Source organism: Stenotrophomonas sp. GD04145, assembly GCF_029835135.1.
Classification (GTDB): domain Bacteria; phylum Pseudomonadota; class Gammaproteobacteria; order Xanthomonadales; family Xanthomonadaceae; genus Stenotrophomonas; species Stenotrophomonas maltophilia_P.
The window spans coordinates 1-25964 of sequence record NZ_JAODZG010000047.1; the positions used below are offsets into that span (position 1 = coordinate 1).

Annotated in this window: 21 protein-coding genes; 10 read left to right on the plus strand and 11 right to left on the minus strand. The window is 66.9% G+C overall.

The features are described from left to right. The first annotated feature begins 70 nt into the window (after positions 1-70). The 4 genes from otsB to N7367_RS16495 all read left to right on the plus strand — a co-directional run bounded on the left by otsB (position 71) and on the right by N7367_RS16495 (position 5645). Entirely contained in the window at positions 71-829 is a 759-nt protein-coding gene (gene otsB / locus N7367_RS16480; protein WP_053517008.1) for a trehalose-phosphatase, read from the plus strand. 40 nt (positions 830-869) lie between these two features. After that, positions 870-2651, plus strand: coding sequence for a glycoside hydrolase family 15 protein (locus N7367_RS16485; RefSeq protein ID WP_053517094.1), 1782 nt, complete (start codon positions 870-872; stop codon positions 2649-2651). Further along, entirely contained in the window at positions 2648-4012 is a 1365-nt protein-coding gene (gene otsA / locus N7367_RS16490; protein ID WP_053517011.1) for an alpha,alpha-trehalose-phosphate synthase (UDP-forming), read from the plus strand. The genes N7367_RS16485 and otsA overlap by 4 nt, the downstream gene beginning before the upstream one ends. A gap of 322 nt (positions 4013-4334) precedes the next feature. Continuing rightward, a complete protein-coding gene (locus N7367_RS16495; protein WP_279942801.1) occupies positions 4335-5645 on the plus strand; it encodes an OmpA family protein in 1311 nt (436 codons plus the stop codon). A 25-nt stretch (positions 5646-5670) separates the two neighbouring features. On the opposite strand, the gene N7367_RS16500 is transcribed toward N7367_RS16495, so the two are convergent. The 4 genes from N7367_RS16500 to rluD are packed head-to-tail and all read right to left on the minus strand — an operon-like array spanning position 5671 to position 8348. After that, complete coding sequence (locus N7367_RS16500) at positions 5671-6087, minus strand: thiol-disulfide oxidoreductase DCC family protein (protein WP_277381033.1); 417 nt, start codon at positions 6085-6087, stop codon at positions 5671-5673. Next, entirely contained in the window at positions 6062-6586 is a 525-nt protein-coding gene (locus N7367_RS16505; RefSeq protein ID WP_065175784.1) for a DUF4166 domain-containing protein, read from the minus strand. Before N7367_RS16505 ends, N7367_RS16500 begins: the two co-directional genes overlap by 26 nt. 2 nt (positions 6587-6588) lie before the next feature. Continuing rightward, entirely contained in the window at positions 6589-7359 is a 771-nt protein-coding gene (pgeF, locus tag N7367_RS16510; RefSeq protein WP_279942802.1) for a peptidoglycan editing factor PgeF, read from the minus strand. Next, positions 7359-8348: a 23S rRNA pseudouridine(1911/1915/1917) synthase RluD gene (gene rluD, locus N7367_RS16515; protein WP_053517019.1), complete on the minus strand. Its 990-nt coding sequence runs from the start codon at positions 8346-8348 to the stop codon at positions 7359-7361. Before rluD ends, pgeF begins: the two co-directional genes overlap by 1 nt. Before the next feature lie 113 nt (positions 8349-8461). Here rluD and N7367_RS16520 point away from each other — a divergent pair, with 113 nt between their 5' ends. After that, on the plus strand, positions 8462-9349 hold the full coding sequence (locus tag N7367_RS16520; protein ID WP_053517021.1) for an outer membrane protein assembly factor BamD: 888 nt from the start codon (positions 8462-8464) through the stop codon (positions 9347-9349). A gap of 72 nt (positions 9350-9421) precedes the next feature. On the opposite strand, the gene N7367_RS16525 is transcribed toward N7367_RS16520, so the two are convergent. The 3 genes from N7367_RS16525 to sucC all read right to left on the minus strand — a co-directional run bounded on the left by N7367_RS16525 (position 9422) and on the right by sucC (position 13335). Beyond that, entirely contained in the window at positions 9422-11056 is a 1635-nt protein-coding gene (locus tag N7367_RS16525; protein WP_279942803.1) for an NAD+ synthase, read from the minus strand. A 209-nt stretch (positions 11057-11265) separates the two neighbouring features. Next, positions 11266-12141 (minus strand): succinate--CoA ligase subunit alpha, encoded by an 876-nt coding sequence (gene sucD, locus N7367_RS16530; RefSeq protein ID WP_005418610.1) that lies wholly within the window; start codon positions 12139-12141, stop codon positions 11266-11268. A gap of 24 nt (positions 12142-12165) precedes the next feature. Beyond that, complete coding sequence (sucC, locus tag N7367_RS16535; protein ID WP_005418614.1) at positions 12166-13335, minus strand: ADP-forming succinate--CoA ligase subunit beta; 1170 nt, start codon at positions 13333-13335, stop codon at positions 12166-12168. 330 nt (positions 13336-13665) lie between these two features. On the opposite strand from sucC, the gene N7367_RS16540 reads away from it, so the two are divergent. Both N7367_RS16540 and N7367_RS16545 read left to right on the plus strand, forming a co-directional pair. After that, positions 13666-15285 (plus strand): ATP-binding protein, encoded by a 1620-nt coding sequence (locus tag N7367_RS16540; RefSeq protein WP_053517024.1) that lies wholly within the window; start codon positions 13666-13668, stop codon positions 15283-15285. Between the two features lie 54 nt (positions 15286-15339). Next, on the plus strand, positions 15340-16713 hold the full coding sequence (locus N7367_RS16545; RefSeq protein WP_053517026.1) for a sigma-54 dependent transcriptional regulator: 1374 nt from the start codon (positions 15340-15342) through the stop codon (positions 16711-16713). Positions 16714-16782: 69 nt separating this feature from the next. Here N7367_RS16545 and pilB read toward each other — a convergent pair whose 3' ends face one another. From pilB to N7367_RS16560, 3 genes are all read right to left on the minus strand, one after another. Beyond that, entirely contained in the window at positions 16783-18510 is a 1728-nt protein-coding gene (pilB, locus tag N7367_RS16550) for a type IV-A pilus assembly ATPase PilB (RefSeq protein WP_053517028.1), read from the minus strand. Positions 18511-18521: 11 nt separating this feature from the next. After that, the gene (locus tag N7367_RS16555) at positions 18522-21569 is read right to left on the minus strand and encodes a fused MFS/spermidine synthase (RefSeq protein ID WP_279942804.1); all 3048 of its coding nucleotides are present in this window, start codon (positions 21567-21569) and stop codon (positions 18522-18524) included. 178 nt (positions 21570-21747) lie between these two features. Beyond that, positions 21748-22194 carry a pilin gene (locus tag N7367_RS16560; RefSeq protein ID WP_053517032.1) on the minus strand — a complete coding sequence of 149 codons (447 nt, stop codon included), beginning with the start codon at positions 22192-22194 and terminating at the stop codon, positions 21748-21750. Between the two features lie 361 nt (positions 22195-22555). Between N7367_RS16560 and N7367_RS16565 the strand changes: the two genes are divergently transcribed. From N7367_RS16565 to coaE, 3 genes are read left to right on the plus strand one after another with little or no spacing between them, the layout of a single operon-like run. Continuing rightward, complete coding sequence (locus N7367_RS16565) at positions 22556-23815, plus strand: type II secretion system F family protein (RefSeq protein WP_263175469.1); 1260 nt, start codon at positions 22556-22558, stop codon at positions 23813-23815. Positions 23816-23821: 6 nt separating this feature from the next. Then, complete coding sequence (locus N7367_RS16570; RefSeq protein ID WP_053517036.1) at positions 23822-24685, plus strand: A24 family peptidase; 864 nt, start codon at positions 23822-23824, stop codon at positions 24683-24685. A 10-nt stretch (positions 24686-24695) separates the two neighbouring features. Then, positions 24696-25307 (plus strand): dephospho-CoA kinase, encoded by a 612-nt coding sequence (gene coaE / locus N7367_RS16575; protein ID WP_279942806.1) that lies wholly within the window; start codon positions 24696-24698, stop codon positions 25305-25307. 85 nt (positions 25308-25392) lie between these two features. Here coaE and N7367_RS16580 read toward each other — a convergent pair whose 3' ends face one another. Next, entirely contained in the window at positions 25393-25779 is a 387-nt protein-coding gene (locus N7367_RS16580) for a hypothetical protein (protein WP_065175776.1), read from the minus strand. Between the last annotated feature and the right edge of the window lie 185 nt (positions 25780-25964).

A 25964-nucleotide genomic window follows, 5' to 3' on the forward strand; every position in this document is an offset into this window, starting at 1 on the left:
ACAGCGCCGACGCACCGTCGTCGCCTGCTCTCGACCCCACGTACACGCCCACGCTGGCAGGCTGGGCGTCATGGCTGAACCGCTCCCCCTGCGTCCGCCACCTCCATTGCTGGACGATGCCTGCGCGTTGTTCCTCGATGTCGATGGCACCCTGATTGAATTCGCTGCACGACCGGACGCCGTGCAGCTGCTGCCCGATGTGCGTGAGGCCATCGGTCGTATCAGCGACCGCCTGGAAGGTGCCGTAGCACTGGTCAGTGGCCGTCCTCTGGCACAGCTTGACCAGTTGTTCGCGCCTCTGCAGCTGCCTGCGGCCGGCCTGCACGGCCATGAACTGCGTGGCCAGGACGGACGCGTGCTGCGCGACGAACATGACGATGACACCGCCGAATGGCTGCATGCCCTGCATCAGCAGGCGATGCGTTTTGCCCATGGCCATCCCGGGGTACTGGTGGAAGACAAGGGTGTGGGCCTGGCCCTGCACTGGCGCGAGGCGCCGCACGCTGGAAGCGAGGTGCGGGCGTTCGCTGACCGCCATGTGCGCGGTCGCTCCAGCTACCGCCTGCAACCCGGCGATCACGTGGTCGAGTTCGTGCCCGTCGGCACCGACAAGGGCCGCGCGATCCGGCGGATGATGCAGTACCTGCCGTTCCGGGGCCGCCTGCCCGTGTTCCTCGGCGATGACCTGACGGATGAATTCGGATTCGACGCCGCCAACGGCCAGCATGGCTGGAGCGTGCTGATCGGCGAGCGTGAACCCAGCGCCGCCGTGTTCGCGCTGCCTGACATACGCAGCGTGCACGCCTGGCTGCGCGAGAATGCCTATTGACCCGGCCACCCCCACGGCCGCAACCGAGATGTACCGCGTGATGACCCAACCCGATCTTGATCTGGGCGTGGTCGGCAACGGCAGCTTCGGCGCCCTGGTCGACAAACATGCCCGTGTCGTCTGGAGCTGCCTGCCCACCTTTGACGGCGACCCCACCTTCTGTGCGCTGCTGGGCCCGAACCAGCAGACGGGCGGCGACTTCGCCGTCGAGCTGGAGGACTTCGCCGACAGCGAGCAGGAATACCTCACCAACACCGCCATCCTGCGCACGGTGCTGCGCGACACGCATGGAGGTGCGCTGGAGATCCTCGATTTCGCGCCACGCTGGCGGCAGAACGACCGCTTCTACCGGCCGGTCAGCCTGATCCGCCAGGTGCGGCCATTGGCCGGCAGCCCACGTATCGTCATCCGCGCACGGCCGCTGGCCGACTGGGGCGCACGTGTTCCCGAATCCACGTGGGGCAGCAACCACGTCCGCTGGATCCTGCCCGACCACGTGCTGCGGCTGACCACCGATGTGCCGGTCCGGATGGTCCGTGATGGCCTGCCGTTCGTGCTCAACCACCCTGTGCACCTGATCCTGGGCGTGGATGAATCGCTCAACCGCTCGATCAGCGGCTATGTGCAGGAAGCGTTCCAGCGCACGCGTGACTACTGGCGCGAATGGGTGCGCTATCTGTCGATCCCGCTGGAATGGCAGGACGCGGTGATCCGCAGCGCGATCACTCTCAAGCTGTGCCAGTACGAGGACAGTGGGGCGATCATCGCGGCGATGACCACCTCCATTCCCGAAGCTCCCGGCAGCGTGCGCAACTGGGACTACCGCTACTGCTGGCTGCGCGATGCTGCGTTCGTGGTGCGTTCGCTGAACCGGCTTGGCGCCACCCGTACGATGGAGCAGTTCCTCGGCTACATCTTCAACCTCGCCACCACCGACGGCACGCTGCAGCCGCTGTACGGCATCGGATTCGAGGCCAAGCTGGACGAGGATGAAGTTCCCAGCCTGTCCGGCTACCGGGGGATGGGCCCGGTGCGCCGCGGCAACCTGGCCTGGGTGCAGCGCCAGCACGACGTGTATGGCAGCGTGGTGCTGGCCTCCACCCAGTTGTTCTTCGATCGTCGCCTGCAGGACCCCGGGGATGCCCATACCTTTGCCCGGCTGGAACCGCTGGGCGAACAGGCCTTTGCCCTGCACGACGTCCCCGACGCGGGCCTGTGGGAGTTCCGCGGCCGCACCGAGGTGCACACCTACACCAGCGCGATGTGCTGGGCCGCCTGCGATCGCCTGTGCAAGATCGCCGTGAGGCTCAAGCGCGATGACCGTGCACGCTACTGGCGCGAGCGCGCCGACATCATCCACGCGCGCATCATGCAGCGGTCCTGGAGCGAATCGCTGGGCCACTTCACCGACACCTTCGACGGCCATCGCCTGGACGCGTCGCTGCTGCTGCTGGCCGACATCGGCTTCATCGATGCACTCGACGCGCGTTTCATCGCCACGGTCGAGGCCATCGGCCGCGACCTCAAACATGGCAATTCGCTGTACCGCTACATCGCACCGGACGATTTCGGCGAGCCGGAAACCAGCTTCACCATCTGCACCTTCTGGTACATCGATGCGCTGGCGGCGATCGGGCGCATGGATGAGGCACGCGAGATGTTCGAGACGCTGTTGAAGCAGCGCAACCATCTTGGCCTGCTGTCAGAGGACCTGGCCTTCGACAGCGGCGAGGCGTGGGGCAACTTCCCGCAGACGTATTCGCATGTGGGTCTGATCACGGCAGCGATGCGCCTGTCGCGTTCCTGGCAGGAGGCATCATGAGTCGTCTGGTGGTGGTGTCCAACCGCGTTGCCGTGCCCGGCGAGAACCGCGCCGGCGGCCTTGCGGTGGGCCTGCTGGCTGCGCTCAAGGAGCGCGGCGGCATGTGGTTCGGCTGGAGTGGCAAGACCGTGCGCGATGGCAGTGGCGCGCTGCATGAACAGCAGGATGGTGACATCCGCTTCGTCACCATGGACCTGAACAAGCGCGAGGTGGACGGCTACTACAACGGCTTCGCCAACCGCACACTGTGGCCGCTGCTGCATTTCCGCCTGGACCTGGTCGACTATGACCGCGGTACGCGCGAGACGTATCACAAGGTCAATGCGATGTTCGCCGACAAGCTCGCGCCGCTGCTGCGCGAGGACGACATCGTCTGGATCCACGACTACCATCTGATCCCGCTGGGTGCCCTTCTGCGCGAGCGCGGCATCGGCTGCCGCATCGGCTTCTTCCTGCACATCCCGATGCCCTCGGCGGACCTGCTGCAGGCCATGCCCGACCACCTGCGGCTGTTCTCCGCGCTGTATGCCTATGACCTGGTGGGATTCCAGACCCAGCGCGATGCCGACCGCTTCCAGACCTACCTGCGGCTGTTCGGCGGCGGTCGCGTGCTCGACAACGGCGAACTGGAGGCCCCGGGGGGGCGCCGCTTCCGCGCTGCCGCCTTCCCGATCGGCATCGACACCGGGCTTATCGCGCGTCAGGCCAGCACCGCAGCGGCCAAGGCCGCCGTGAAGAACCTGCGGGCCAGTCTGCGGGATCGGCAGCTGGCCATCGGCGTGGACCGCCTGGACTATTCCAAGGGGCTGCCCGAGCGTTTCCTCGGCTTCGAACGTTACCTGCAGCGCCACCCCGACCAGCGCGGCACCCTGACCTACCTGCAGATCGCGCCGGTCTCGCGCGGTGATGTCACCGAGTACCGGCAACTGCGCAGCCAGCTGGAACAGATCGCCGGGCACATCAACGGTGGCCATGCCGAGCCGGACTGGACGCCGCTTCGCTACGTCAACCAGAACTTCACCCATGCCACCCTCACCGGCTTCTACCGTGCGGCGGCCGTCGGTCTGGTCACCCCGCTGCGCGATGGCATGAACCTGGTCGCCAAGGAGTACGTCGCCTCGCAGGACCCGGAGGATCCGGGCGTGCTGGTGCTGTCCCTTCTGGCCGGCGCCGCCGATGAACTGAAGCAGGCGCTGCTGGTCAACCCGCACGATCTGGACGGCGTGGCCGATGCCATCGCCACGGCCGCCACCATGTCGCTGCGCAAACGCCAGGAGCGTTGGCACGCCATGATGGAACACCTGCGCACCTACGACATCAACCATTGGCGGCGCAGCTACCTGGACGCTCTCGAAGGCTGAATCAGGCGCATTCTGTGCGCCGAAACTTGACGCTTTTGGCTCGAAAGTAATTGCGCATGCAACCATCCCGCCACTGTGGCGTGATCCCCACAGCCACTGTCGCAAATGGCACTCAGGCGGGCGAACGTCCTGCTGCCCCAAGGCTTACAGCCAGCTGCGTGGCGTCCTCGCGACGCCATCGCGGAAAACGAAAGAAAATGAACCGGCGATATTTCATTTCGCATTGACGCGACCTCCCCACAGTGGCGCCCCCAGAGCTCCTGCAATCGACAGAAGCCGCACCGTGCACGACTGCGTGCACATCACTCCGGGGATCCACTGCATGCACGCGTACGACCGTTTCATCGAAGAAGCCAGCCACCGCCTGGGACTGGGCCATCGCACCCGTTGGGTGGTTGATGTGATTGCCGGCTGGATAGCCTCCCACCCACGGGGACTGGACGGACTGGAGCAGACCTTCGAGCAGGCGGGCCTGGGGGTTCACTTCCGATCCTGGCGGCGTCCCGGGCAGCCGCCGCTGCCGGTGCTGGCCAGCGACCTGCAGCGTGCGCTGGGTGATCCGGTCATGGACCGGCTGGCCCGGCGCAGCAGACTGTCATCAGGGGCGTTCCGGGTCGTGGCCTGCGATCTGCTGCCGGGGCTGATCGCATTGACGTCCCAACCCATCGAGCCGGCCCCTTCGGAGCCGCGCCAGCTGCGCAACCGCCCGCAGCGGCAGCGACCGCAGATGACCGGCACCCTGCTCACCCCGGGGGTGCAGGGCATGGCCCTGCGCAGCCTGCTGTGGATGATGGCCGCCGTGGTCGTGCTCGGCGCTACCGCATGGCTGCAGCTGAAGGCACGCACGCCGCTGTGGACGCCACAGGCGATCGTCCGCGAACACGACGCGCGGCTGTTCCTGCACCAGCGCGGCGCGCAGGTCTCGGTCCATGGCAGCCTGCCCAGCGACGCCCTGCGCCGCCGCCTGTGGAGCGCGTTGATTGCGGTGCATGGCGCAGAGCACGTCAGTGGCCGTATCGAGATCGATCCGCAGGCCCGGTCGCCGCGCTGGTTCGAGCGCCTGATCCGCACCCTGCCCTGCCTGCAGGGCGACGGACTGCGCCTGGAGTTCGCCGGCAACCAGCTGGATATCGACTCCACCGCCCTGAGCGAAGAGCGGCGCCTGGCGATCTCGCGGCAGCTCCGCCAGGATTTCCCCGCCCTGCGGATGAGTGGGCTGTGGGGTCCGGGCCGGGCGGCATTGTCGCGGCTGCCGGCCGATGCCGGCGCCGCGCAGCGGATCGCTGCGCTGAACCTGACCCGGCTGGAGTTCCATCCCGGCTCCAGCGAACTGCGCGGCAGCTCCAGCGAAACGCTGCAGGTGGTGGCCGACGCATTGCGCAGCACTGCGCCGGGCACACGGGTGGAAGTGGCCGCTCACACCGACAGCCAGGGCGCGTCCGAGGCCAACCGGCAGCTCAGCCAGCAGCGTGCGGACGTGGTGGTGACGGCGTTGCAGGCGCATGGCGTGCCGGCACCGATGCTGGTCGCGGTGGGGCACGGCGAAGAGCATCCGGTAGCCGACAACCGTAGCGAGGACGGCCGCGCGCGCAACCAGCGCATCGCCTATCGGCTGCTTGCGGCTCCGCACTGACACCGCGCGCGGACCGACCGGCACATCAGTCCAGGAAACGGCCGGCCTGCTGCGTCGTCGCCAGCGTGCAGCGGTCGTGACGACCGAACCAGCGGTATCGGTTGCGGGCCAGCCTGCGATAGGCGGCATCCCGCCAGCTGCGCGGCAACAGGCGCAGCACGCCCGCCAGCCGCCATGCGCCTCCCAGCCCGGTCAGCACGCGCAGGATCGCGTCCGTGTCAGTCCAGGCGCCCTGCTCGTCCAGCAGCAGAAAGGAGCGCGGGTCCTGCGGATCCAGCCCATGGCTGCGCAGCAGCAGGCTGCCATGCGTACCCTGCATCGCTGCGAAGCGATAGCGCCCGTGGCGGTCCACACGCAGCAGGAAACGCACCCAGCGGCTGCACAGCGCACAGACGCCATCGAACACGATCACTGCGTCACTGCGGGTCGAGCCAGCCTTCATAACGGATCAGGGGTCCAATCCAGGGCAATGTCACATCAACCAGGAAAGTGTAGCGCTCTGCGGCCCAGGCCTCGCGGCAGCGCACGCCGTCGAACCAGCGCGTCGGCAGCGGCAGCAGGCCGAACACGCGGACGCTGCGCACCGACCAGTCGATGCCGCCTTCACGCGCCCGCAGCTCGAATCCGAAGTGCACCGCACCGAGCTGCTCATGCAGACCGCCTTCCTGTGCCCACAGCCGCGACACCATCGGCCAGCGCCCGAAACGTCGCGCCCACTGCTCGCCTTGCCCGCAGACGCTGAACACCACCTCGACCGGCAAGGCGTGCGCCTCCTTCGGCAGCCGCGCCAACGCGGCCAGCATGGGCACCAGCCAATGGCGGCCCCGTGCGATCCGCGCCTGCCCGGTACGGCGGCACGGCAGCGGCGCCGCATGCAACGCCTGCACCGGTGCTGCCAGGGTGGCGAAGGCCGGCCCCAGCACCTGCGCGAACAGCGGCACGGTCAGGGAGCGATCCAGGCCAGCGTTGCCATGCGGCCGGTGCGGCGGTCGCGACGGTGCGAATACAGGTCCGGATCGGCAATGGTGGAGATCGTGCCGCCAGACACCTGGGCCGGGTCCACGCCCACGGACTGCAGGCGCTGGCGGGCCAGTGCGAACAGATCGACCTTCCAGTGCCCCGCGCGGGTGGCCACGAAGGCGGCGGCCGCCGCCGGTTCGTGGCCGACGAAGGCCTGATACACCTCTTCGCCGATCTCATAGTCGGCAGGCCCTGCCGCCGGGCCCAGCCAGACCCGCAGCTGCGACGGCGCGGTGCGCATCGCGGCTACCGTGTGTTCCAGCATGCCATCGGCCAGGCCGCGCCAGCCCGCATGTGCCGCGCCCACTTCGCTGCCGTCGGCGGCGGCAAACACCACCGGAAGGCAGTCCGCGGTCAGGATGGCCAGCACCACCCCCGGCACCGACGTCACCGCGGCATCGGCCACCGGCTCGCTGGCCCCGGCCACTGGCGGGCCATCAAAGCGCAGCACGGTGGTGCCATGCACCTGGCGCAGCCAGTGCGGCGCGGAGGGCAGCGCCAGTCCCTGCTGCAGCAGTTGCCGGTTGTGTTCGACGTTGGCCGGCGCATCTCCATCGGCTGCGTGCCGGTTGCCCAGGTTGAACTGGGCAAAGGGTGCCGGCGAAATGCCCGCGCCGTGTCGGCGTGTGGTCAGCGCCCGCACGCCCGGCGGCGCCGGCCAGTCAGCCTGCAGCAGCCGCAGCGCGGTCGCCATCACCAGCGATCCCGCTCGCGCTCGGTAAAGGCCTCGCTGTCTTCGCGCAGCACCTTCATCAGGTGCAGCATGTCGTCCGGTACCGGCGCCGAATTGCGCACCGGCTCGCCGGTGATGGGATGCACGAACTCCAGCGTCTCGGCGTGCAGGGCCTGGCGCTTGAAGCCACGCAGCGCGGCCACCAGTTCGTCGCTGGCGCCCTTGGGCAGCTTCAGCGCACCGCCATACAGCGGGTCGCCGATGATGGGGTGGCGCAGGTGCGCCATATGCACGCGGATCTGGTGGGTGCGGCCGGTTTCCAGCCGGCATTCCAGCGCGGTGTGCGCCCGGAAGCGCTCGCGCAGGCGGTAATGGGTGATCGCGTCCTTGCCGTCTTCGCGCACCGCCATCTTCAGGCGGTCGCGCGGATGACGGTCGATCGGCGCATCGGCGGTGCCGCCGGCCACCAGAGCGCCCATCACGATGGCCAGATACTGGCGGTGCACATCACGCGCGGCCAGCTGTTCGACCAGGGCCGTCTGCGCCTCCAGGGTGCGGGCGACCACCATCACGCCGCTGGTGTCCTTGTCGAGGCGATGCACGATGCCGGCGCGCGGCAGAACCGCCACCGACGGGTCGCGGTACAGCAGCGCATTGACCAGGGTGCCGCTGTGGTTGCCGGCACCCGGGTGGACCACCAGGCCGACCGGCTTGTTGATCACCAGCAGGTGCTCGTCCTCGAACAGCACGTCCAGCGGGATGTCCTCCGGCTGGGCATCGGTCTGGGTCTCCAGCACCACGTTCAGGGTCACCACCTCGCCACCGCGCAGCGGATCGCGCGGCCGCGCCTGGGCGCCATCGAGCAGGACGTCGCCGGCCTTGATCCATTCGGTCAGGCGTGAACGGGAGTACTCGGGGAAAAGTTCGGCCACGACGGCGTCGAAACGCCGGCCGGCGGCGGTGTCGGGGACGATGGCCTGGCGGGCCGATTCGGAGGGTTGTTCAGACATGGCAGGGGGGCATCTTTGAAATTTTGGGGTCCCGGCGGTCGGTTTCAGTCGCAGGACAGGACACTAGGCTATCATCGACCCTTCGTATTCCAGACGCGTCCCGCCTTGACCCCATGATCCGACGCTCCGCCATGCTCTCCGCGCCCGTCCGCCTCACCGCCCTGCTGCTGGTGCTGGTCATCGCCGCCACCGGCTGCCATCGCGGCGCCAAGAAGGGTGATCGCCCCGACGAGGGGACGCCGGTCGAACAGCTGTACGAGAAGAGCCACACGCTGATGAAGGGGGGCAACTGGAGCGGCGCCGAAGCCAGCTTCCGTCGCCTGGTGGCCCAGTATCCCTACGGCCCGTACACCGAACAGGCGATGATCGAAACCGCCTACGCGCAGTACAAGGCCGGCAAGCACGACGATGCGGTGTCGAGCATCGACCGCTTCATCCGGACCTATCCGACCCATCGCAACATCGCTTACCTGTATTACCTGCGCGGCCTGGCCAACTCCAACCGCAATACGGTTTTCCTGCGTCGCGTATGGTCCCTGGACCCTAGCCGCCGCGATCTGTCCACGCCGCACCAGGCGTATTCGGACTTCAACATCGTCGTTGACCGCTACCCGAACAGCCGGTACGCCGCCGACGCCCGCCAGCGGATGATCGAGCTGCGTGACGTATTCGCCCAGCACGAGCTGGACAACGCGCTGTACTACATGCGCCGTGGCGCCTGGGTGTCGGCCGCTGGCCGCGCCAACTACCTGCTGGAAACCTATCCGCAGAGCGCCTTCCAGTACGACGCCGTGGCGGTCCTGGCCGACTCCTACACCCACCTGGGCAACAAGACCCTGGCCGACGATGCCCGGCGCGTGCTGGAGCTGAACCAGCCCGATCACCCGTGGCTGGCAGGCAACTGGCCGAAGTACCCCTGGATGATCCGCAAGCTCAACCCGTTCGCAGGCGAGAAGTCCGCCAGTACCGGCCAGCGCAACGCGCGGCTGGAAAAGAAGTAAGAAAAGGGCCCCGCAAGGGGCCCTTCCTTTTTGTGGGGCCCGCCATGGCCGGGCCCTGCGGAGGCGCGGGCCTCAGCCCTTGTAGCCGTTGCTGATCGGATAGCGGCGTTCGCGGCCGAAGGCGCGACGGGAGACCTTCGGCCCCGGTGCGGCCTGGTGCCGCTTCCACTCGCTGATGCGCACCAGCCGCAGCACGCGGTCGACCACGGCCGCATCGTAACCGGCTGCAACGATCTCGGCGCGCGACTGCTCCTGGTCGACGTAGCGGTACAGGATGCCGTCCAGCACGTCGTAGGCCGGCAGCGAATCCTGGTCCAGCTGGTTCTCGCGCAGTTCGGCCGACGGCGGGCGGCTGATCACGGCCGGCGGAATCACCGGCGCGCCCCCCACGGTATTGCGCCACTTCGACAGACCGAATACTTCGGTCTTGTACAGATCCTTCAACGGCGCGTAGCCGCCACACATGTCACCGTAGATGGTGGCGTAGCCGACCGCATACTCGCTCTTGTTGCCGGTGGTCAGCAGCAGGCCACCGAACTTGTTGGCCAGCGACATCAGGATCACGCCGCGGCTGCGCGACTGCAGGTTCTCCTCGGTCACATCCGGGGTTGTGCCCTCGAACAGCGGCGCCAGCGATTCCATCAGGCCCTTGAACGCCGGCTCGATCGACACCGCTTCCAGCTTCACTCCCAACGCCTGGCACTGCTCTGCAGCCAGATCGTTGGACAGGCCTGCGGTATAGCGTGACGGCAGGCGCACGGCAGTCACGTTCTCGGCCCCCATCGCATCCACCGCCAGGGCCAGCACCAGGGCCGAATCGATGCCGCCGGACAGGCCCAGCCACACCTTCGTGAAACCATTCTTGCGGCAGTAATCCTGGATGCCACGGGTCACCGCGCGCCAGGCCAGGGCGTCCATGCTCTCGTCGCCATCGTCCATCCAGACGTGTGGCATGAAGCGACGGCTGGCGCCGTCGTACTCCACCACTAGCCACTGGTCGACAAACGCAGCGGCGGCCGGGTGCACCGTACCGTCGCCATCGGCCACCACCGAAGCGCCGTCGAACACCAGTGCGTCCTGGCCACCGACAACATTGAGATACGCGATCGCCGCACCGCTCTCGCGGGTGCGCGCGGCCAGCACGGCATCGCGCTGGGCGTGCTTGCCGCGCTCGTAGGGCGAGGCATTGGGCACCACCACCAGCTGCGCGCCAGCACGCACGGTATCGGCCAGCGGCTCAGCGAACCACAGGTCCTCGCAGATCAGCAGGCCCACCGGAATGCCGTCGACGTCGAACACGCAGCTGCCGCCATCAGGATCGACGTCGAAGTAGCGGCGCTCGTCGAACACCGCGTAGTTGGGCAGCTCGCGCTTGCGATAGGTCTGTTCGACCCGGCCATCGCGCAGCACGCTGGCGGCGTTGTACACCACCGCGCCCGCCGCCTGCGGCCAGCCGACCACGGCGGTGATGCCGCGGCAGGCAGCTGCAATGCGTGCGATCGCCTGCTCGCATTCGTACAGGAACCCCGGACGCAGCAGCAGGTCTTCCGGCGGATAGCCGCTGACCGCCAGCTCGGGGAACATCACCAGCCCGGCGCCATACTCATCGCGCGCCTGGCCGATCATCTCGATGATGCGCTCGGTATTGCCGGCGACATCGCCGACCGGAAAATCGAACTGCGCCATCGCGATGCGGATCGAAGCCATGGAAGGTCCAGCCTGTGGTTGCAATGGCCCATTGTAACGCCGCACCGTGTGCCTGCCGGGCGGACCCTGCAGGTAGCGCCGGGCCATCCCCGGCGGATGACTGCGCGACGCCCAGACGCAGAAAAGCCGCCCGAAGGCGGCTTTTCCAAAGCAGGCCGAGCATGGGCTCGGCTCTACAGAATCGTGCCGGCCGGAGGCCGGCGACGATCTTACTTCACCAGCTTGGCGATGGCAGCGCCCAGGTCGCCCGGCGAACGCACGGTGACGACACCAGCCGCTTCCATGGCGGCGAACTTGCCTTCCGCCGTGCCCTTGCCGCCGGAGGCGATCGCACCGGCATGGCCCATGCGCTTGCCGGCCGGCGCCGAGGCACCGGCGATGAAACCGACGACCGGCTTCTTCACGTGGTTCTTGATGTATTCCGCACCGGCTTCCTCGGCGTCGCCACCGATCTCGCCGACCATGATGATGCCTTCGGTCTGCGGGTCTTCGTTGAACAGCTTCAGGCAGTCAACGAAGTTCAGGCCGTTGATCGGGTCGCCGCCGATGCCGATGCAGGTGGACTGGCCCAGGCCGACTTCGGTGGTCTGCTTGACCGCTTCATAGGTCAGCGTGCCCGAACGCGACACGATGCCGATCTTGCCGGGCTTGTGGATGTGACCCGGCATGATGCCGATCTTGCACTCACCCGGGGTGATGACACCCGGGCAGTTCGGGCCGATCAGCACGGTGTCCGGGTAGGAACGGGTCAGCACGTTCTTGACGCGCAGCATGTCCAGCACCGGGATGCCTTCGGTGATGCAGACGATGACCTTGATGCCGGCAGCTGCGGCTTCCAGGATCGCGTCGGCCGCGAACGGCGGCGGCACGTAGATGACCGAAGCATTGGCGCCGGTGCTCTGCACGGCGTCGGCAACGGTGTTGAAGACCGGCAGGTCGATGTGGGTGGTGCCACCCTTGCCCGGGGTCACGCCGCCAACAACCTGGGTGCCGTACTCGATCATCTGAGTCGCGTGGAAGGTGCCCTGCTGGCCGGTGAAGCCCTGCACGATCACCTTGGTGTTCTTGTTAATCAAAACAGACATGGGAATTTCCTTCGGTGTCGTGGATCAGGCGGCGTTCTTGACCGCTTCAACGACTTTCTTGGCGCCGTCGTTGATGTTGTCAGCCGGGATGATGGCCATGCCGCTGTCACGCAGCAGCTGCTTGCCTTCTTCCACGTTGGTGCCTTCCAGGCGCACCACGACCGGCACCTTGACGCCCACTTCCTTCACGGCGGCGATGATGCCCTCGGCGATCATGTCGCAGCGGACGATGCCGCCGAAGATGTTGACGAAGATGCCTTCCACCTTGTCCGAGGACAGGATCAGCTTGAACGCTTCGATGACGCGCTGCTTGTTGGCACCGCCGCCCACGTCCAGGAAGTTCGCCGGCTCGCCGCCGTTGAGCTTGATGACGTCCATGGTCGCCATGGCCAGGCCGGCGCCGTTCACCATGCAGCCGATGTTGCCGTCCATGGTGACGTAGTTGATGTCCAGCTCCGAAGCGGTCACTTCGGTTTCATCTTCCTGGGACTTGTCGCGCATCGCGACCAGTTCCTTGTGGCGGAAGTTGGCGTTGTCGTCGCTGTTGAACTTGCCGTCCAGCGCGTACAGGTTGCCGTCGTCCAGGATCGCCAGCGGGTTGATCTCAACCAGCGCCAGGTCCTTTTCGTTGAAGATGCGGTACAGGTTCACCATGATGTTGGCGAACTGGCCGGCCTGCTTGGCGGTCAGGCCCATCTTGAAGCCGATGTCACGGCCGTGGTAACCCTGCACGCCCTCGACGAAGTCCACATTCAGGGTGTGGATCTTGTCCGGGGTCTCGGCAGCCACCTGCTCGATTTCCATGCCGCCTTCCGAGGAGGCGATGTAGCTGATGGTGCGGGTGCCGCGATCCACCAGGACCGACAGGTACAGTTCCTTGACGATCTCACCGGCGGTGGTCACCAGCACCAGGTTGATCGGCAGCTCGACGCCGGCGGTCTGGTAGGTGGCCATCTTGGTGCCGAGCATCTTGGCCGCTGCGGCCTTCACGTCATCGACGGTCTTGCAGAACTTGACGCCGCCAGCCTTGCCGCGGCCGCCAGCGTGGATCTGCGCCTTGACCATCCAGGGGCCCTGGCCCAGCGACTGGGCGACTTCAACCGCCTCGTCCGGAGTAGCCGCGACCTTGCCGGCCGGGACCGGGATGCCGTATTCGGCAAGCAGTTGTTTTGCCTGGTATTCGTGGAAATTCATGCGTCACCGTGGGAATAGGAACGACCGCACGCAATTCCTCAGGGCCTCCGGGGGAGGCACCGGCACGGACCGCGGCGGGCCCACTATTGTGGCCGAGCCGGCGCCGGGGCGCAAAGAAGTCTGTACGGAGTACCGGATCCGGGCGGATTTCCGCCGTCATTCAGGCAGTTGCGGATCGCCGGCAGCCGCCCGGCCGCCCTCGCCACAGGCCGATTGCGCGACGCGGACCCGCGGCCGGGCATCGCCACGACCGTATACTGGGCATCTGCGTCCGCTCGGGCATGCCCGTCGCACAACCCAGATCCAGGCAGCCAGAAGGGGAGTTCCGGCGTGTCACCCAGTGCTTCATTGATCGACCGCATCGAATCGATTCCGCGGCGCGAGCTGTACTTCTTCGCCCTGTACCGGGTGCTGATCGCAGCCGTGATCGCCGCCCTGCTGTACAGCCCGTTGTCGATGATGGTCGGCGAGGCCCACCACCCGCGGCTGGCCTACACCGTCGGCGCGGCCTACCTGGCGTTGTCGCTGCTGGCCCTGGCGATCGGCCGCAACGAACGCTGGCTGCGGCCGATCGTGGTCACCGGCGTGCTGGTGGACATCATCGCCGCCATCCTGCTGGCCCACGCCCTGCCCGGCGCCAGTGCCGGCATCTCGATGTCGCTGCTGTTCAACATCGCCGCGGCCGCCACCCTGCTGCCGCTGAGCTGGGGTCTTGGGCTGGCCCTGGCGGCGAGCCTGGCAACGGTGGGCGAATACCTGTGGAAGCTGCTGGAGGGCGGCGACCCGACCCGCACCCTGGCCGAACTGGCGATGTTCACGACCAGTTACCTGGCCCTGGCCTTCATCAGCTACCAGGTCGGCAGCCGCGCCCGCCGCAACCAGCAGCTGGCCAACCAGCGCGGTGACGAGGTGGCCAATCTGTTCCAGATCAACGAACTGATCATCCGCCGCATGCGCACCGGCGTGCTGGTGGTGGATGCCGACAGCCGCATCACGCTGGCCAACGAGGCTGCCTCGATGCTGCTCGGCGACAGCGACGGTGCGGGCGGAACCGGCCGCCTCGATCTGGCCAGCGTCGCACCCGAGCTGGCCCGTCGCCTGCAGCGCTGGCGCAACGGCTGGACCCAGGACGAACTGCCGCTGCAGCTCAATCCGGACCAACCCGAAGTGCAACCGCGCTTCGCGCGCCTGCTGGCCGGCAGTGAACTGGCCCTGGTCTTCCTGGATGATTCCAGCGTGGTGTCGCGGCGCGCCGAGTCGCTCACCCTGTCGGCGATGGGCCGCTTCTCGGCCAGCCTGGCCCATGAGATCCGCAATCCGCTGGCGGCGATCAACTATGCCGTGCAGCTGCTGGAAGAAGGTACCGGCTTCAACGAAAGCGACCGCCGCCTGCTGCAGATCATCCGCCAGCAGTGCCAGCGCACCAACGGCATCGTCGAGAGCGTGCTGGGCCTGGCCCGGCGCGAACGTGCCACGCCGGAGAACGTGGATCTGGTCGCCTTCGTGCGCCGCTTCGTGCTGGAGTACAAGCAGGGCCAGACGCTGGAAACCGACAGCATCGAACCGATCGTCAGCGACACCTCGGTGCCGGCGCAGGTCGACACCCGCCACCTCTACCAGGTGCTGACCGTGCTGGTGCACAACGCCCTGAAGTACGGCCGCATCGGCCAGCAGCCGGCCCGCGTGCGGCTACGTGTGGCCCGGCACGAACGCAGCGCGGTGATCGACGTGATGGACCGTGGCCCCGGCATTCCCGAAAGCGTGGCGGCGCAGCTGTTCCGGCCGTTCTTCACCACCTCCGAGCACGGCACCGGCCTGGGCTTGTACATCGCCCGCGAATTGTGCAGGGCCAACCAGGCACGGCTGGATTACATCCCGGTGCCGGCCGGCGGCTCGTGCTTCCGCTTGGTCCTGCCAGGTCCGCACACCCTGCTGCCCGATGGTTCCTGATTCTGTGCGTCAAACATTTGTCGCTTTCAGCCCCCTCGTTTATCTTTTCCGCCCATGAACGAAACCCGCAGCGCCCTCGTCGTCGACGACGAACGCGACATCCGCGAACTGCTGGTGCTGACGCTCGGCCGCATGGGGCTGCGCATCAGTACTGCAGCCAACCTCGCCGAAGCGCGCGAGCTGCTGGCCAGCAATCCTTATGACCTGTGCATCACCGACATGCGCCTGCCGGATGGCAACGGCATCGAGCTGGTCAGCGAGATCGCCCAGCACTACCCGCGCACACCGGTGGCGATGATCACCGCCTTCGGCAGCATGGATCTGGCAGTGGAAGCCCTGAAGGCGGGCGCCTTCGACTTCGTCAGCAAGCCGGTGGACATCGCCGTACTGCGCGGGCTGGTCAAGCACGCGCTGGAACTGAACAACAGCGAGCGGCCCGTACCGGGCCCCGTCGCCGAACAGGGCGCCCGGCTGCTCGGCAATTCGCCGGCGATGGACGTGTTGCGTGCCACCATCGGCAAAGTGGCGCGCAGCCAGGCCCCGGTCTACATCCTCGGCGAATCCGGCGTCGGCAAGGAACTGGTCGCGCGGACCATCCACACCCAGGGGGCACGTGCTGCCGGGCCGTTCGTGCCGGTCAACTGCGGCGCGATTCCCGGCGAACTGATGGAGAGCGAGTTCTTCGGCCACCGCAAAGGCAGCTTCAGCGGCGCCCACGCCGACAAGCCCGGCCTGTTCCAGGCCGCCCATGGTGGCACCCTGTTCCTGGATGAGGTCGCCGAGCTGCCGCTGCAGATGCAGGTGAAGCTGTTGCGCGCGATCCAGGAGAAGTCGGTGCGCGCGGTGGGTGCGGCCAGCGAGGAACCGGTCGATGTGCGCATCCTGTCGGCCACCCACAAGGATCTGGCCGAGCTGGTCGAGGACGGCCGCTTCCGCCACGACCTGTACTACCGCATCAATGTGATCGAACTGAAGGTGCCGCCGCTGCGCGAACGCCGCCAGGATCTGCCGGAGCTGGCCGCTGCCGTGCTGGCACGGCTGGCCCGCAGCCACGGCCGCACCACGCCGCTGCTCGCGCCCTCGGCGCTGGAGGCACTGGCGCAGTACGCCTTCCCCGGCAACGTGCGCGAACTGGAGAACATCCTTGAGCGCGCGCTGGCCCTGGCCGAGGAAGACCGCATCGGTGTCGACGATCTGCGCCTGCCGCAGCACGCCCCCCGCATGCCCGGCAACGGCACGGCCGCCGAAGCCGTGGTCGATCTGCAGCCGGGCAGTGCCGCCCTGCCCTCGTACATCGAACAGCTCGAACGCAGCGCCATCCAGCGCGCGCTGGAAGAAAACCGCTGGAACAAGACCCGTACCGCCGCGCAGCTGGGCATCACCTTCCGCGCGCTGCGCTACAAGCTGAAGAAGCTGGGCATGGAGTAAGGGCCGCAAGACCCAGCGGTCGGATCCCTTTCCGCAGGAAAGGGCTCCGACCCCGCCAGCACAACCGCGTCAATCCTTGGTAACGCGATTGATCTCGGCCAGGCTGGTCACACCCGCCGCGACCTTCCTCAATGCCGACTGCCGCAGGTCATTGACCCCGATCGCCTGCGCGGCTTCGGCAATCTGCAGCGCATTGCCACCGGCCAGCACGATCGTGGCGATCTCGTCGGTCATCGGCATCACCTGGTAGATACCGGTGCGGCCCTTGTAACCCTCGGTGCATTCATCACAGCCCACCGCCTCATGCAGCTGGATGCCCTCATCCAGCTGGGCCTGGGTGAAGCCCTCGGCCAGCAATGCATGCTCCGGCAGCTGCGCCGGGCGCTTGCAGTTCGGGCACAGCCGTCGCGCCAGACGCTGGGCGATCACCAGGGTCACCGAGCTGGTGATGTTGTACGGCGCGATGCCCATGTTCATCAGGCGCGCGATGGTCTGCGGCGCGTCGTTGGTATGCAGGGTGGACAGCACCATGTGGCCGGTCTGCGCGGCCTTGATGGCGATCTCGGCGGTCTCCAGGTCGCGGATTTCGCCGACCATGATGATGTCCGGATCCTGGCGCAGGAACGAGCGCAACGCAGCGGCGAACGTCATGCCGCGCTTGTTGTTCTGCTGCACCTGGTTGACGCCGGGCAGCCGGATTTCCACCGGGTCTTCCGCCGTGGAGATGTTGCGCGTCTCGTCGTTGAGAATGCCCAGCGCGGTATACAGCGACACCGTCTTGCCCGAACCGGTCGGCCCGGTCACCAGCACCATGCCGTATGGCTTGTGGATCGCATCCAGGAACAGCTTCTGCTGGTCGGGCTCATAGCCGAGCTTGTCGATGCCCAGCTTGGCGGCACTGCCGTCGAGGATGCGCAGCACGACCTTCTCGCCGAACAGCGTCGGCAACGTGCTCACACGGAAATCGATCTGCTTGGACTTGGACAGGTTGAGCTTGATGCGGCCATCCTGCGGCACGCGCTTCTCGGCGATGTCCAGCTGTGCCATCACCTTCAGGCGCGCGGCGATGCGCTGGTTCAACTTCACCGGCGCGCGCGCGACCATCTTCAACAGCCCGTCGATGCGCAGGCGCACGCGGTAATCGTCTTCGTACGGCTCGAAATGGATGTCCGACGCGCCCTTGCGGATCGCATCGACCAGCACCTTGTTGACGAACTTCACCACCGGGGTGTCGTCGCCCTTGGCATCGATGCCGGAGTCGCCGCCCGCGCCATCCTCATCGCCCAGGCCCACGTCGAGGTTGGCCATCCCCTCATCGTCACCGCCCAGCGCGTCACCCAGCGTGTCGTGGCTGGCGTGCCACTGTTCCAGAGTGCGGCGGATCTGGTCCTCGTCGACCAGGATCGGCTCCACCACCAGGTTGGTGTGGAACTTGATCTCGTCCAGTGCGTGGGTCGGGTTGCTGGTGCCGACGAACAGCTTGCCGCCACGCTTGAACAGCGGCAGTACGTTGTGCTTACGCAGCAGTTCCTCGCTGACCAGGCTCATCGCGTTCTGGCTGGCATCGAAGGTCGAGACGTCGAACAGCGGCATGCCGAACTCAACCGCATTGGCCGCGGCCAGCTGTGCTGCCCCCACCACCTTGTTCTGCGCGAACCACTGCGGCAGCGGCTGCCGCGCGGCGGCGGCCCGGGTCATGGCGTCGCGGGCGGTGGCCTCGTCCAGCGCACCATCCTGGACCAGGCGGCGCGCCAGCCCGGTGATGCCGACAAGGTTGGGGGATGAAACAACGCTCATGGGATTCCTCGTTACTCGTGCCCTGACGGCCGGAATTCAGTTTCAGAAACGGGTTGCCGGCCCATAGCGGCCAGGTAGCTCAGCAAACGCAGGGGTCCGTTTCCTCGCGCATCGGGCGCGAGCGCCTTCCAGTACTGGTCCGTCAGTTGCCGCGACGCCGTGGTATCCCCCAGCTGCCGCGCAGCGTGCTGCATTGCACCGAACAGATAATAGCCGGTGGCAGGGTCGGCCAGCAGCATCGGCGCATGCTCGCTGCCCAACAATCGCCGGCCTTCCGTGAGTACAGCGTGGTGGTCGTCGGTGGCCGCGGCGGCAACCAGGGCAAGGCTGGCGGACACGACGGGATCGGCCGGGGTGCAGTCCATCCAGTCGCGCTGCGCCCAGAGGGCCGCCCGCTGCGCTGCCGGCAGGAACGGGATCGTTTCTCCGGCCAGCACGAACAGCAGCCGGGTGGTTTCCATCGGAGATCCGTCCAGTTCGCAGCGCGCTGCCAGCCCACGCAGCGCCTGCGCACTCATCCAATCGGCATCCGCCACATCCGTGGGCGCCTCGCCCTGCAGGAAAGCTGCCACGGCCCGTGCGGTCGGACGTTTGTCATCCCGGCTGGACGCCGGTTGCGGCAGACCCGCCGCAGCACCTGCCACCTGCCCCGTTGGCGGGGCGCTGACGATCCGCCAGGGGGCCGTCATCACCTGCTGGAAATCACGGGTGAACGCCCCCTGGAAACGTGCTACCGGAGCATTCAACTTCAAGGTCGGGAAGTAATCGGAATTGCGCGCGGCCGGATACAGAGGAACGAAGGCGCGCAGCGCTGCGTCATCCATGGACAGGGCGTTCTCCAGATCGGCCACCGAATGCACGCCGATCCGCGCCAGTTCCCCGCGCAGCTGCGGCTGCTGGAACAGGCTGCCCTTCATCGGCGGCAACGTGCCCTTCGGCGTCGCCACCAGGATCAGGTCGCCACGATTGGCCAGGTAAGCGCGCACATCGGAGAACTGCTCCAGCAGCCCCGCCAGCACCGAGCTGACCAGTTCGGGGGTGATCTCATACAGCTGCAGCCACTGCACGAACACGCCACCTTCGTTGAGCTGCTGTGGCACGAACGCATAGAACTCGTCGCTGAACAGCGCCGCCGTTCCACCCACCCAAGGATTGGACGGCTCGGAAATGATCAGATCGTACTTGCGCGGGCTGGCGGCGAAATAGGACTTCGCATCGTCGATCACCACGTGCGAGCGCGGATCGTTGAAGGCGCGCTCGACACGCTCGCCGAACAGACGCGCGCCCTCCACCATGGCCGGCTCGATCTCCACCGTTTCCACGCGCCCGACGCGCTGGTCGCCCAACAGCGTGTGCGTGCTGAGCCCGGATCCGAAACCGATCACACCGACGCGCTGGTAATCATCGCGCAGCGCCAACGGCAGAGCCGCCAGCAGGATCATGGTCGATTCATCGCTGGTGGGTGCCTGTGCCATCGACACGGCCATGCCTGCATCCACTTTGCCGTTGGTGGCGATGGCACGCATGCGGCCGATCGGCTGGGTGCTTTCATAGACCGCCACGGTGGCCGTCTGCCCATCGCGCGAGAACAGCATCGTGGCGGTATCCGCCAGACGGGCCGTGCCATGGCGGTACACCGACGAATTCAGCACCAGCGGATCGAAGCGGACCAGCACGACGGCCGCCACTACGCCAGCGACACCCAGCGCGCCAGCCTGCCACAGTGGCGAGCGCAGACGGCCCGGGGCCGCAAGCCGAAGGCGCTGCAGCAGCACCAGGCCCAGCACGATGTCGACCACCGACGCGACCAGCAGCGCGTACTTCAGCCCCAGCAGCGGCATCAGCAGATGGATGGCCGCCAGCACACCGACGATCGCGCCGAGCGTATTGAACGCATAGGCCTGGCCGATCGCGCGCTCGCCCTGCCCGGCGCGCAGCAGCGCCAGGGTCAGCAGCGGCAGCGTCATGCCGGCGAAGAACGCCGCCGGGAACATCACCAGGCCGGCAATGGCGGCACTGGCCAGGTTGTACAGCACGTAACCATCCGCACTGCGCACGATGACCCGCATCAGCCAGCCGACCCAATCGAAGGCCTGCGCATAGACGAACATCGAGGCCAGCGCCGCCAGCCCCATCCACACCTGCACCCAGCCTGCCACGCGCAGGGGCGACGGCATCCGGTCGGCGCGGCGGCGCAGCCACAGGCCGCCGAAGGCGATGCCGAGGATGAACGCCGCCAGCATCAGCTCGAACGAATGCAGCGTGGTGCCGAGTGCGAGCGACAGCATGCGCACCCAGGTGATTTCGTAGACGAAGGATGACGCGCCGGTCGCCGCTGCGACCAGCAGCACCAGCCGCACCGGCACTGCAGTCTCCGGTCGTACGCCGCCGGCAGCCGGCGCGGCGGAGGCCACTACCGCAGGCGCGCTGCCGTCGCGGGCCAGTGGATAGACCAGGATGGCCACCACGATGTTGAGCAGGCCGGCACTGAGGACGGTGCCCGGCAGTCCTACCGCCGGCAGCAGCGCGTAGGTCGCCACCAGGGCGCCGGCGGCCGCGCCCAGGCTGTTGGAGAAATAGAGCCCGGCCAGCACCTCACCCTGCGACCCCGGCTGCAGGCGCATGTAACCCGCACTCATCAGCGGGAAGGTCGCGCCCAGCAGGATGCATTGCGGCAGCACCAGGGCCGTGGCCAGCGCCCAGCGCAGCGCCGTGGACGAGGTGCCCTCCATGCCCGGCATGAGGTGGGTGTACGCCCAGCCGGTCACGCCCTGGAACAGCCCGTCGAAACCGATGCCCAGCACCCCGATCACCAGCTCGATGACCGCGTAGGCCAGCAGCGGCCGGCGCAGCAGCGCGCTGCGGCGGCTGACCAGCCACGCCCCCAGCGCCATGCCGCCCATGAACAGGATCAGCACCAGCGATTGCGCGTGCGAGGAATGCCCCAGGAACAGCCCCAGGTACTGCGTCCAGATGGACTGGTAGATCAGCCCGGCGAAGCCGGAGAACACGAAGATCAGAAGCAGCCATGGGCCATGGCTGAATGAAGGACGGCGCATTGCGAACTCCCCAGTCGCACGGTCGAATCTGCAAGGAGACACCATCCGGGGGGCATCTCGCAAGGATTTACATGACTGCGTTGAGACTGCGAACAGGAATCGTCTTGATGGCTGCCATAAAAAAAGAACAGGGAGCCAAAGCTCCCTGTCCTTCATCCGATCACACTAGCTGTGAGAATCACTCTTCCGGAGTTTCTTCTTCACCGGCAGCGGCCTGGCAGGAACCCGGGCGGAACTTGACATCGATCGAGCCACCGCAGCTCCAGCTCGGAACCACGCCCTTCGAGCCATCACCCGACGGGGTCAGCGTGATGGTCTTGTTGTCAATCAGGGTATCGCCAACGCCCTTCGCAGTGGCGACGATCGACTTGCCATCCCATTCCAGCTTGGAGACGTACTGAGTTTCCTGGAAGTCCGGCTTCCACGACGCCGGCGGCAGGGCATTGTTGCTGGCCACGTATTCCGACACGTCGGTACGCAGCGAAGAAGCCGCAAGGATCACTTCCGAGACCTTGGCCTTCTTGGTGTAGTTCGAGTAAGCCGGCAGCGCGATGGCGGCCAGGATGGCGATGATCGCAACGACGATCATCAGTTCGATCAGGGTGAAGCCCTTCTGGTTCTTCATGGTGGTACGTCCCCAAGTAGTGGTGGTTGATTTTCCGGGTGCGGCAACCGGCCGGCCAGATGACCGGATGAGCAGGCTGCCCGTCCCCGCGGGTGGATCAACGCAGGTTGCGTGCCAATCTCCCATGGCCACGCCTCCCCCGATTTCCCCGCGCCAATGATGGCAGCTATTTCGCGGATGGGAACCCCCCTGCTCCGAATCTGCGATGGACGCGGCAATGTGACGCAGCGCGTCACCTTCCGCCTCGACGCGTCGAAAACCCTGCACGCCGTCACGTCGGCAGGCTCCCCGGACGGGCCTGAACCGGCTACCATCGCCGCTCAGGATGCCCGCCTGGGGATGGCGGGCCTGGGGAGCCAACATGTCTGTGAGTCGCAGTGCGATCAAGAAGGAGCCCGTGGCCCGCGCCACGATGGAGCTGCAGCCGTTTGTCTGGGAGGGGACCGACAAGCGGGGCATAAAGATGAAGGGCGAGCAGCTGGCGAAAAACGCCAACCTGCTGCGCGCCGAACTGCGCAAACAGGGCATCAGCCCGGGCCAGGTCAAGCCCAAGCCGAAGCCGCTGTTCGGTGCGGCTGGCAGGCCGGTCTCGCCGAAGGACATCGCGTTCTTCAGCCGGCAGATGGCCACGATGATGAAGTCCGGCGTGCCGATCGTGTCGGCGCTGGAGATCATCGGCAGCGGGCACAAGAACCCGCGCATGAAGAAGATGGTGGACACGATCCGCACCGACATCGAGGGCGGCTCGTCGCTGTACGAGGCCATCAGCAAGCATCCGGTGCAGTTCGATGAGCTCTACCGCAACCTGGTACGGGCCGGCGAAAGCGCCGGCGTGCTGGAGACCGTGCTGGACACCATCGCCTCCTACAAGGAAAACCTGGAGGCGCTGAAGGGCAAGATCAAGAAGGCGCTGTTCTACCCGGCCATGGTGCTGGTGGTGGCGTTCCTGGTCAGCACGATCCTGCTGGTCTGGGTGGTCCCGCAGTTCGAGGAAGTCTTCCAGAGCTTCGGTGCCGACCTGCCGGCATTCACCCAGATGGTGGTGAACCTGTCGCGGTTCATGGTGTCGTGGTGGTGGCTGATCGCCATCGTCGCCATCGGCGCGGTGGTGGCGATCGCCATGACCTACCGGCGATCGGAGAAGATGCAGCACACCGTCGACCGGCTGATCCTGAAGGTGCCGGTGATCGGACAGATCATGCACAACAGTGCGATCGCCCGCTTCTCCCGCACCACAGCGGTGACCTTCAAGGCCGGCGTGCCGCTGGTGGAGGCCCTGGGCATCGTCGCCGGCGCCACCGGCAACAAGGTCTACGGCGAGGCGGTGCTGCGCATGCGCGACGACGTTTCGGTCGGCTATCCGGTCAACATGGCGATGAAGCAGCTGAACCTGTTCCCGCACATGGTGATCCAGATGACCGGCATCGGCGAGGAGGCCGGCGCCCTTGACACCATGCTGTTCAAGGTCGCCGAATACTACGAGCAGGAGGTCAACAACGCCGTGGATGCCTTGAGCAGCCTGCTGGAACCGATGATCATGGTGTTCATTGGTACCATTGTCGGCGGCCTGGTCATTGCGATGTACCTGCCGATCTTCAAACTGGGCGCCGTCGTCGGATAAAAATACATGGCTTTTCTCGACCAGCACCCCGGCCTCGGCTACCCCGCCGCGGCCGGACTGGGACTGCTGCTGGGCAGTTTCCTCAATGTTGTCATCCTGCGCCTGCCCAAGCGGCTGGAATGGCAGTGGAAGCGCGATGCGCGCGAAGTGCTGGAGGAACCGGACTTCTACGAGCCGCCGCCGCCGGGCATCGTGGTCGAGCCGTCGCACTGCCCGCATTGCAAGCACAAGCTGTCCTGGTACGAGAACATCCCGCTGTTCAGCTGGCTGATCCAGGGGGGCAAATGCCGCCACTGCAAGGCGCCGATCTCGCTGCAGTACCCGCTGGTGGAAGCGATGACCGCCCTGCTGGTGCTGGCCTGCGTGTGGCAGTTCGGCTTCGGCTGGCAGGGCTTCGGCGCCATCGTGCTGACCTGTTTCCTGATCGCGCTGTCCGGCATCGACCTGCGCACCCAGCTGCTGCCCGACCAGCTGACCCTGCCCCTGATGTGGCTGGGCCTGATCGGCAGCATCGACAATCTGTACATGCCCGCCAAGCCGGCCCTGGTCGGCGCGGCCGTGGGCTATCTGTCGCTGTGGACGGTCTGGTGGCTGTTCAAGCAGCTGACCGGCAAGGAGGGCATGGGCCATGGTGACTTCAAGCTGCTGGCGGCGCTCGGCGCCTGGTGCGGCCTGAAGGGCATCCTGCCGATCATCCTGCTGTCCTCGGTGATCGGCGCCATCGTCGGTTCGATCTGGCTCTACAGCCGGGGACGCGATCGCGCCACGCCGATTCCGTTCGGCCCGTACCTGGCCATCGCCGGCTGGTTGTTCTTCATGTGGGGCGAACCGCTGGTGGAGCGCTACCTGGCCCTGAGCGGCCTGCGCTGAGGGGGCCACCGTGAGCCGCTACGTGGTCGGCCTGACCGGCGGCATCGCGGCCGGCAAGAGCGAAGTGACGCGGCGCTTCGAAGCGCTGGGCATCGTGGTGGCCGACGCCGATCTGGCCGCCCGCGCGGTGGTGGCCACCGGCAGCCCGGCACTGGCCCGCATTGCCGACCGGTTCGGCACGGACATGCTGCTGGCAGATGGCAGCCTGGACCGGGCGCGCCTGCGCACCCATGTCTTCGCTGACCCGGCCGAAAGGACGGCACTGGAAGCCATCACCCACCCCGCCATCCGCCTGTTGATGCAGCAGCAGTGCACGCAGGCGCCGAGCCCGTACGCCATTGCTGCGATTCCGCTGCTGACCGAGGTGGGCGGCCGCCAGGCCTATCCATGGCTGGACCGGATACTGCTGGTGGATGCACCGGAAGCCGTACAGCACGCCCGGCTGATGCAGCGGGATGGCATCGACGCCGCCCTGGCCGACCAGATGATCGCCGCCCAAGCCAGCCGCGCGCAGCGCCGGGCACTGGCCGATGACGTGGTGGTCAACGATGGGCAGCCGGACGACCTGCAGGCGCAGGTGGAGGCGCTGCACCACCGCTATCTGGCACTGGCCGCGAGCTGACCCGCCGGGCACGTGCCCGGCTTCCTGGCTGCGCTGCGCGGTGAGCCGAGCGCGAGCCCGGCTCTGCCAGGATCATCAGCGTGACTTACTCCACCTGCTGGCGGGCGTGGCGGACCAGTTCACGGGCGCCCAGCAACAGGCCGTCGACCACATCCGGACTGAGCTGCTGATGGGCGCCCCCCTGCTCACGCGCGGCTGCGGCGGCGTGCAGCACCTGAACCAGCACGTCCAGACCCGCCAACGTACGACCGAGTCCGGCCTGGGTTGCGACCTGTACCGGACTGAGACCCTCCACGTCCAGCCGCCTGCCATCAGCGCCGTCGCGACCATCCATGCGGGCCAGCAAGGCGGGAAGCAGGTCCTGGGGGTCATCCAGCAGGGCTTCGAGCCGCTCGGCAGCATCGGCAGGAAGCCGGTCGGCAGATTCGCCGATCAAGGCGCAGAGAAGGGGAAACAACGGACGTGCGGACATGGTGAGGCTCCTCGCAGACGGCAGGCCACCTGCAGATGCAAGGTGGCGGACGGTGCGGGTTGGCGTACCGGATCACAACAATCAACCAAAAGACTCCGGCGGACACTTACGGGTCCCCACACACCGCCCGCCAAAGCAAGGCATGCGGTGCATTCTCCACGACGGGCCAAGGGCCCTAGGATCGG